Below are 7600 nucleotides of genomic sequence, written 5' to 3'. Positions count from 1 at the left end.
AGATGTGTATAAGAGACAGACCTGATGATTGCCAGTTAATCTTTTGAAGGAGGCCGTAACGGATAACGTAGCGGTCTCTTTTTTTACCTCTTTCGGATAATTCTTCCCTGACTATCCGCTAGCACGAAGTCTGAAGGCCCCTCCAGAATATCTTCCATTACCCGTCCAGGGTTATCCCAACAGTATCTGCTCAGCTGGCTTCTCAGATCAGTGCAGACAGTACGCCATTTGTACGGTTTTTCCTTTGTCCCTGTGAGATACAGAGTATTCCGCACAAAAGGTTCTCATCCTGCCTCACCTGTTTACAGTCTCTAAGGCATAACTTTTTAAAACCACCCTGAAAAAGTATTAAATAAATTGAGTGACGCATTATCCTTAACAAAAAATAAAATCATAACCGTCTGTTTTAATTGGATAAATGTTATTTTAGCTTGTTTTGGATGAACGCGATATTAATTCACCCTATAGTCCCTCAGCCCAATCAGGTTAAGTGGATTTGTGGTGAAGTGAGTGTAGTCACCTATAAAGGCCAGGAACATTAGGGCAGGAAAATACTTTTTTATATGAAAGTAGAAAATCACAAAGGAGAAATTAGGTGAAATTAAATATTTTAGCACTGGTCGTTGCTGCCGGTTTTATGTCTAATGCATTTGCTGTTGCTACTGAAGCAGGTAAAGGTCAGATCAAATTCACAGGTTCAATCATTGAAGCACCTTGTTCAATTACCCCAGGCACCTCTAACCAGAACATTGAGTTGGGTCAGGTTTCTGCAACTGCTTTGAAAGATGGTGGGAAATCAACTCCTGTTACTTTCCAAATCGACCTTGAGAAATGTGATACAGCTGGTCTTACAAAAGGCGTAACCGCAACCTTTACTGGTCCAGCATCAGCAAGTAATACAGACCTGCTGGGTATTACTGGTTCTGCGAAAGGTGCAAGTATCGTTCTGACCGATGGCGCGGGCACTCCAATTAAGTTTGGTACTGCTACTTCTCCACAACTGATTATGGACGGAAGCAATACCTTAGTATTCTCTGCTTATCTTCAGGGTGATACCGGTCCGACTGCTGTTATTACCCCAGGTGAATTCACCTCTATCGCTAACTACGCGCTTGCTTACGAATAATAATTCAGATAAGTAACTTTAATACAGGCACGTTAAGTATTTACTTTTCTTGTCTGCTTAAAGCGAGAATAAATCGTGAAAAAAACCATATTCTTTCTACTTTTATGTCTCGACCTTATTTTTATTAATCCTGTTGTTGGCAAAGATGCTGGCCATGGAAGATTGAATATGCGTGGCAGCATTATCGAAAGCGCCTGCACTATTGATATGAACAGCTTAAATCAAACTGTAGATTTAGGTGTGATCACAGTCGGCGAATTAGAGAGAAATGGGCGTAGTACGAGCGTTCCATTTAGCATCAATTTGATTAACTGCACGTTGGAAAAGTTAAACCCAAACGCAAGCAATTGGCGGTATTTTGAAATTACATTTGATGGAGAAAATCACAATGGTCTCTTCATTAATAAAGGCTCAAGTCAGGGCATAGGTGTCGCCCTTTCTGATGAAAAATTCAAACCTTCCTTACCCGGGATTCCATTATCTCAACACTTACTAAGCGAGGGTGGAATCAGTATTAAGTACTATTTAGCCTTGACGCACGATGCTGGAAAAATAAAAGCAGGCGATTTTAATACGTCTATAAAATACAAGATAGATTATTTTTAATTGATGGTGGCAAGGATGTCAAAAAAAATACTGAAATTATCAAAAAGTGGAATCGCATGCATAGTTGTGCTTGCCTTTTTGGGGCAGATTAACGTGTATGCAGCTGAAGAAACTCAGTTTAACACTGACATCCTTGATACGAATGATAAAAAAAATCTTGATCTTTCGGTATTCGCTGTCGCTGGTTATATCATGCCGGGCGTCTATCGCATGGCTGTTATTCTGAATCAGAAGAAAATCACAGACTTTGATACGCTTTATTATTCGACTCCTGAAGATGAAAAATCCAGCTTTCCTTGCTTAACGAAAGAGCTTGTCGCACAACTTGGTTTAAAGGAAGGATATCTTAGTAATCTCAAGTGGCAACCAGGGAGCAACAAAGATGAGGTTTGTCTTGTTATTCCTGCTGATGATGGCTGGAAAATAACCTCTGAACTGCCAACTTCAACATTAAACCTGAGTATCCCTCAGGCTTTCTTAGAATACACGGCACCGAACTGGGATCCCCCTTCACGCTGGGATAATGGCGTATTTGGTGCATTGTTTGATTATAATACAAATTTCACTACTATACGTCCACGCCATAGCAGTCAGAATAACAGCATGAGTGGAAACGGGACTGCAGGTGTTAATTTTGGCCCTTGGCGTGCTCGGGCAGACTGGCAGGCTCAGATAGATAATAAATCTGCTGGAAGTAGCCATAGCAACCGTTTTGACTGGACAAGATATTATATTTATCGCCCGATAAAAAGTTTGAAGGCACGTTTATCTCTTGGTGAAAACTTCGTGAACTCCGATATTTTTGATAGTTTTCGGTTTACCGGAGTCTCATTGCGCAGTGACGATAGTATGTTGCCACCTAATCTGCGCGGGTATGCGCCTGAAATTACCGGTGTTGCCAAGACAAACGCTAAGGTCACCGTCAGGCAACAAGGGGCGGTACTCTATCAGACTCAGGTCGCGCCTGGCCCATTTAAGATCCAAGATCTTAACGATGCCGTAAACGGTCAGCTTGACGTTGAAGTAGAAGAGCAAGATGGCTCAAACCAGCAGTTCAGCGTACAAACATCAGATATTCCTTATCTGACGCGGCCGGGAACGTTGCGTTATATGGTATCGGCCGGGCGTCCTACTGATTTTCGTCATCGCAGCCAGGGGCCTTTGTTCTCAATGGGAGAGTTTTCGTGGGGTGTGGCTAATGGCTGGTCACTTTACGGAGGAAACACGGTTAATAACGATTATCAGGCTTTAGCGGTCGGTATCGGTCGCGATCTGATGTTATTTGGTGCTTTATCTTTGGATGCAACGCATTCTCGCGCAAAGCTTCCGCAGACTGAGACTTTGCAGGGTAACTCCTATCGGTTGAGTTATTCAAAGCGTTTTGATGAGTTTAATAGTCAGGTAACTTTTGCCGGATATCGCTTCTCAGAGCGAGACTATTTAAGTATGGCCGATTATCTGGATGCAAGACAGTCCGATTATCGTCGTGCAGGCACAAAAGAAATGTATACTGTGAGCTTTAATCAGCAATTTACAGGTATTGGCGCCAGCCTATTTGTAGATTACAACCACCGTACCTATTGGAATAGCTCAGTGGATGATCGCTATAATATTGCATTGGCGAAATATCTTGATATTGCTAACGTGAAAAACATTAATATTTCCGTCAACGCATATCGCAGTAAATTTAATAACTCAAATGATGATGGTGTTTATTTATCCCTGTCAGTTCCCTGGGGAGATCATGGTTCAATCGGCTTAAACAGCTCCCGTTACAAAGGGGGGAGTAGCAATCAAGTGAGCTATTTCTCAACGCTTAATGATTTCGATAGCTACCAGATCAGCGTTGGTAAAAATGGCGCTCAAAACGCCGCCAGCGGTTTTTATAGTCATGCGGGCGATAATGTACAAGTGAATGCCAATGCCAGCTATCAGGAGTTAGGATTTACTTCTGCGGGGATCGGGTTACAAGGTGGACTGACGGCTACGATGAAAGGTGGTGCACTACACCGTATTAACACTCCTGGCTCTGCGCGAGTCATGGTTGATACCGATGGGGTGAGTGATGTTCCAGTGCGCGGTTTTGGTGCCGTGGCGCGCTCAAATATATTTGGCAAAGCCGTCGTGTCGGATGTAAACAACTATTATAGAAATCAACTGAGTATCGACGTTAATAAGCTGAGTGATAATGCTGAAGCCATTAATACCGTAGAGCAGATAACGTTAACGGAAGGTGCTATAGGTTATCGTCATTTTAGTATTGTTCAGGGAGAAAAAGCGCTTATATACATTAGGTTGCCTGATGGGTCTTCCCCCCCCTTTGGTGCAACAGTGCTGAATAAAGATAACAGAGAGGTAGGAATTGTGAATGATGATGGCAGCGTTTACTTAAGTGGTATCCAGGCTTCTGCCATTATGCAATTGCGTTGGAATGGTGCTGAACAATGTCAGATTTCATTCCCAACAAATCTCGTTACTGAGAAATTGCAAAACATTCTTTTACCCTGTATTTTTTTGAATGAAAAAAAATCAAATTAATTTATTACGGAGTTCTTTAATGAAATTTTTAAAAAACGGACTTTTTGCCACCGTGACTATTTTGGGTGTTTTCACCGCACATACGGTAAGTGCCGCGATCGCATTAGACCGCACAAGAGTCATATTTAATGGTGATGACAAATCGGTCAGCCTTAATGTCAGCAATGAGAACACAAAATTACCTTATTTAGTTCAGGCATGGATAGAAGAGAGTAAGGGTAATAAAATCAATGGCCCTCTTACTATCGTGCCTCCTCTGCAACGCGTAGAACCAGGCTCTAAAAGTCAGATAAAATTACAGTCTTTGCCGGCTATTGATAGTTTGCCTAAAGATCGTGAATCATTGTTTTATTTCAATATGAGAGAAATTCCACCACGCAGCGACAAGCCAAATACGTTGCAAATTGCATTGCAAACAAAAATTAAACTCTTTTACCGGCCAGCAGAAATTGTTCAGCCTGAAACATCAAGGTCTGCACCCTGGCAGGAAAGTGTCGTAATGGTTCGTGAAGGGCAACGCTATAAGTTAACTAACCCAACACCCTATTATGTGACGTTTGTCGATGCTGGAAGCACTGTTAGTAACAGTGAGAGTGAATTCCGCCCGTTAATGCTGGCACCTCTTTCATCAGATTACCTTAACGTCAGTGCTAGCAAGTTAGGGGCATCGCCAGTACTGACATATGTCAATGACTATGGCGGTCATCCAAAACTTGTTTTCCACTGCGAGGGCTCAAGCTGTAAAGCGACGCCTGTAAAAGAGTAAGCACCATCATTAGGTTGGAAGGTCACATGCTAAAAATCGCTGCTCGTGTAAGCTTACTTCTCATGGCAATAAATTTCGCTCATGCGCAAACGAACCTGCCTGGTCAATGGAACGGAGATGGCGTATCAGGAAAAATTCAAGTTCGGGGAGTACTGACCGAAGGCGCCTGTAGATTAGATCTACATTCGTCTTATCAGGAAATCGATCTTGGAACGCTGTCGGCTGCGCATTTCCAGCACGTTGGGGATCCTGGCATACCCGTACCCTTTAGTTTGATGCTCAGGGACTGCATAAGTGCTGGTACCCTGAATCGCGATGATTGGACGGGTAATAAAGTGATAGACCGTCATCAGCCCTCTGTGACCTTCTCGTTTTTAGCCCCTGCGGTTACATCAAATCCCGGGCTGGTCGCTGTGACTGGGGCTTCTGGAATAGGTCTGGCAATAAAAGATGAAAATAATAAACCTGTCAGGCTCGGTTTCAGGGGAGTGCCACTGCTAGTTACACCAAAGCAAGACGCCCTTAATTTCACTATTACACCGGTGAGAACAGCGGCACCGCTTGGTGCCGGTGCATTTCGTGCCAGCCTCTTTTTCTATATGAGGTATGACTAAGAATATGAAATCTATGATTCGGCTCACCGTAATGTATCAGGTCTTCGCCCTGATCCTCGGATACAGCACTTTTTCGCGGGCTGTACCTGCCCCGCAAAGTATTACCGTGAATATTCAGGGAAGAATTTTGGAACCTGCACCCTGCATCATTACGGGGACAGGAGATAAAGGTGTTATCTCGGTTGATTTTGGCAACAATGTCAAGACTAACCAAATTGATGGCACTCAGTATCGAATGCCTGTGAGTTACAGCATAAATTGCTCAGCACAATATACCAATTCGATGATGATAAGAGTCGTAGGAACAGTTGCAGGGTTTGGAGACGGTAATCTGCAGACCACCGTTACCGATCTGGGGATAGCCTTAACCGATGGCACAACGGCTTTTCCGGTGAATTCGTTCCTTAACTTTAACTATCCCGTCTTACCTCAGCTTTACGCTACTTTGGTAAAACGGCCAGGGGCAACACTCAAAGGACAAGTTTTTTCCGCGACAGCGATCATGCAGGTATATTATCAATGATTAATATATGGCGGCAGATACTTATAAGCGTATTAGTGGGTTTTACCGTGTCTAATGCTAATGCCTATGCAGTTGACATGCTATTTAAAGGAACGCTGATTGAACCCCCTCCTTGTGTAGTTAACGGCGGGCAAGATATTAACGTTTCATTTGATAAGGTCGGTATTAATAAAATCGATGGTGACAGTTATCGTAAGGAAATTAACTTCATATTAGACTGTATAGATTCTCCACCTTGGACTATGAGTATGACATTATCGTCTAGCTCGGTTGCTTCTTTTTCGCCTGGGACAATTCAGAGCACGATTAACGGACTTGGCATAAAGATTTATAGTGATGGAAAACCCATTGTATTTTCTCAGCCCATTTTAATTGATCCCGCGCGTAGGCCCAAGCTTGAAGCGGTTCCGCTGAGCGAAAATGGTGTGACTCTCTCCGAGGGGAAGTTTACTGCGTCTGCAACGTTAACCGTTCAGTATCAGTAGAAATATTAGGAAGATGAATCAATGAATGTTGGACTGTTCAGAAATTTGATACTGAGTTTCATATTTATTTCATCTGGCGGGTATGCGGCGGAAAATCTTAAATTCTCCGGGGAATTGGTTAGGCAGCCTTGCGTACTTTCACCGGGTGATGAAAACATACCTTTGGACTTTGGTGAAATCATCGATAAATATCTTTATGCTCACGAAAGGGTGAAGGGCCAGACGATTACTATTCATTTGCAGAATTGTGATACATCGCTGGCAAAAATGATTCGTGTTTCTTTTACCGGAGCAGGAAATGACGCTCTACCAGGTTATTTGTCGGTGAGTTCCGGTGATATGAATTCAGGATTGGCTATTGGCCTTGAAAATACGAACAACGGCGAGCCGATAAATATTAACAATGGCACAAATATGAGCATTGAAATAAATCCCGGCACTATGGATATAAACTTTAATGCCTTCGTCCGTGGTGAGCCGAAAGCTATAGCCAATAAGACAATCAGCCGTGGTGTTTTTAATGCGATACTCAACTTTAGTTTGATTTATGAATAACTTTCACTTTGTTAAATAATGATTACGGCCACGGAATTTTCAGGGAGAATAATGGAAATGCCTATTCAGGAGTATTTTTGTCATGATAAATAAAATTATAAATATGGGACGTTTTTGTTTAATCCCATTCCTTCTTGTTTTATCTCCGGTAAGTTTGGCTGAAACAGTTTACATTGGTCGTATTTTTGTGACTTCACCAGATAGTGCAGGTATGATGACTATTCGTGCAATCGAATGGACTGCTGCCGCACCACCTAGTGTTATACGCGCCTGTACCCCAAACAAAGACCCCGCTCTTGAAACATGTATGGCTGTCTCTTATACACATCTAAAAGGGGGGGGGGGGGGGGGGGGGGGGGGGGGGGGGGGGGGGGGGGGGGGGGGGGG

The 7600-nt window shown here is 43.1% G+C and carries 8 protein-coding genes; all 8 read left to right on the top strand.

Annotation, left to right across the window (positions count from 1 at the left end):
- Positions 1 to 595: 595 nt before the first annotated feature.
- The 8 genes from JHD74_RS25100 to JHD74_RS25065 all read left to right on the top strand — a co-directional run bounded on the left by JHD74_RS25100 (position 596) and on the right by JHD74_RS25065 (position 7213).
- Positions 596 to 1126 (top strand): fimbrial protein, encoded by a 531-nt coding sequence (locus tag JHD74_RS25100; protein WP_138106288.1) that lies wholly within the window; start codon positions 596 to 598, stop codon positions 1124 to 1126.
- A 75-nt stretch (positions 1127 to 1201) separates the two neighbouring features.
- A complete protein-coding gene (locus JHD74_RS25095; RefSeq protein WP_199063795.1) occupies positions 1202 to 1732 on the top strand; it encodes a fimbrial protein in 531 nt (176 codons plus the stop codon).
- Positions 1733 to 1747: 15 nt separating this feature from the next.
- Complete coding sequence (locus JHD74_RS25090) at positions 1748 to 4270, top strand: outer membrane usher protein (protein ID WP_233169675.1); 2523 nt, start codon at positions 1748 to 1750, stop codon at positions 4268 to 4270.
- Between the two features lie 19 nt (positions 4271 to 4289).
- Positions 4290 to 5036, top strand: coding sequence for a fimbria/pilus periplasmic chaperone (locus tag JHD74_RS25085; protein WP_199063794.1), 747 nt, complete (start codon positions 4290 to 4292; stop codon positions 5034 to 5036).
- A 26-nt stretch (positions 5037 to 5062) separates the two neighbouring features.
- Entirely contained in the window at positions 5063 to 5650 is a 588-nt protein-coding gene (locus JHD74_RS25080) for a fimbrial protein (RefSeq protein WP_024527844.1), read from the top strand.
- 4 nt (positions 5651 to 5654) lie between these two features.
- Positions 5655 to 6173, top strand: a complete 519-nt coding sequence (locus tag JHD74_RS25075; protein ID WP_199063793.1) for a fimbrial protein — start codon at positions 5655 to 5657, stop codon at positions 6171 to 6173.
- Entirely contained in the window at positions 6170 to 6658 is a 489-nt protein-coding gene (locus JHD74_RS25070; protein ID WP_074029815.1) for a fimbrial protein, read from the top strand. Before JHD74_RS25075 ends, JHD74_RS25070 begins: the two co-directional genes overlap by 4 nt.
- Positions 6659 to 6679: 21 nt before the next feature.
- Positions 6680 to 7213 carry a fimbrial protein gene (locus tag JHD74_RS25065; RefSeq protein ID WP_074029806.1) on the top strand — a complete coding sequence of 178 codons (534 nt, stop codon included), beginning with the start codon at positions 6680 to 6682 and terminating at the stop codon, positions 7211 to 7213.
- The last annotated feature ends 387 nt before the right edge of the window (positions 7214 to 7600 follow it).

It is taken from the genome of Serratia sp. ASV30, assembly GCF_016428815.1.
Taxonomy (GTDB): domain Bacteria; phylum Pseudomonadota; class Gammaproteobacteria; order Enterobacterales; family Enterobacteriaceae; genus Chania; species Chania fonticola_C.
Note: the sequence above shows the minus strand (reverse complement) of the source record. Positions and strands in the feature narration are given on the sequence as shown.

Excerpts from the sequence above, each read along its gene's own strand:
- JHD74_RS25065 (WP_074029806.1), top strand. The coding sequence starts at position 6,680 with ATGAATGTTGGACTGTTCAGAAATTTGATACTGAGTTTCATATTTATT.
- JHD74_RS25090 (WP_233169675.1), top strand. The coding sequence starts at position 1,748 with ATGTCAAAAAAAATACTGAAATTATCAAAAAGTGGAATCGCATGCATA.
- JHD74_RS25080 (WP_024527844.1), top strand. The coding sequence starts at position 5,063 with ATGCTAAAAATCGCTGCTCGTGTAAGCTTACTTCTCATGGCAATAAAT.
- JHD74_RS25085 (WP_199063794.1), top strand. The coding sequence starts at position 4,290 with ATGAAATTTTTAAAAAACGGACTTTTTGCCACCGTGACTATTTTGGGT.
- JHD74_RS25070 (WP_074029815.1), top strand. The coding sequence starts at position 6,170 with ATGATTAATATATGGCGGCAGATACTTATAAGCGTATTAGTGGGTTTT.
- JHD74_RS25075 (WP_199063793.1), top strand. The coding sequence starts at position 5,655 with ATGAAATCTATGATTCGGCTCACCGTAATGTATCAGGTCTTCGCCCTG.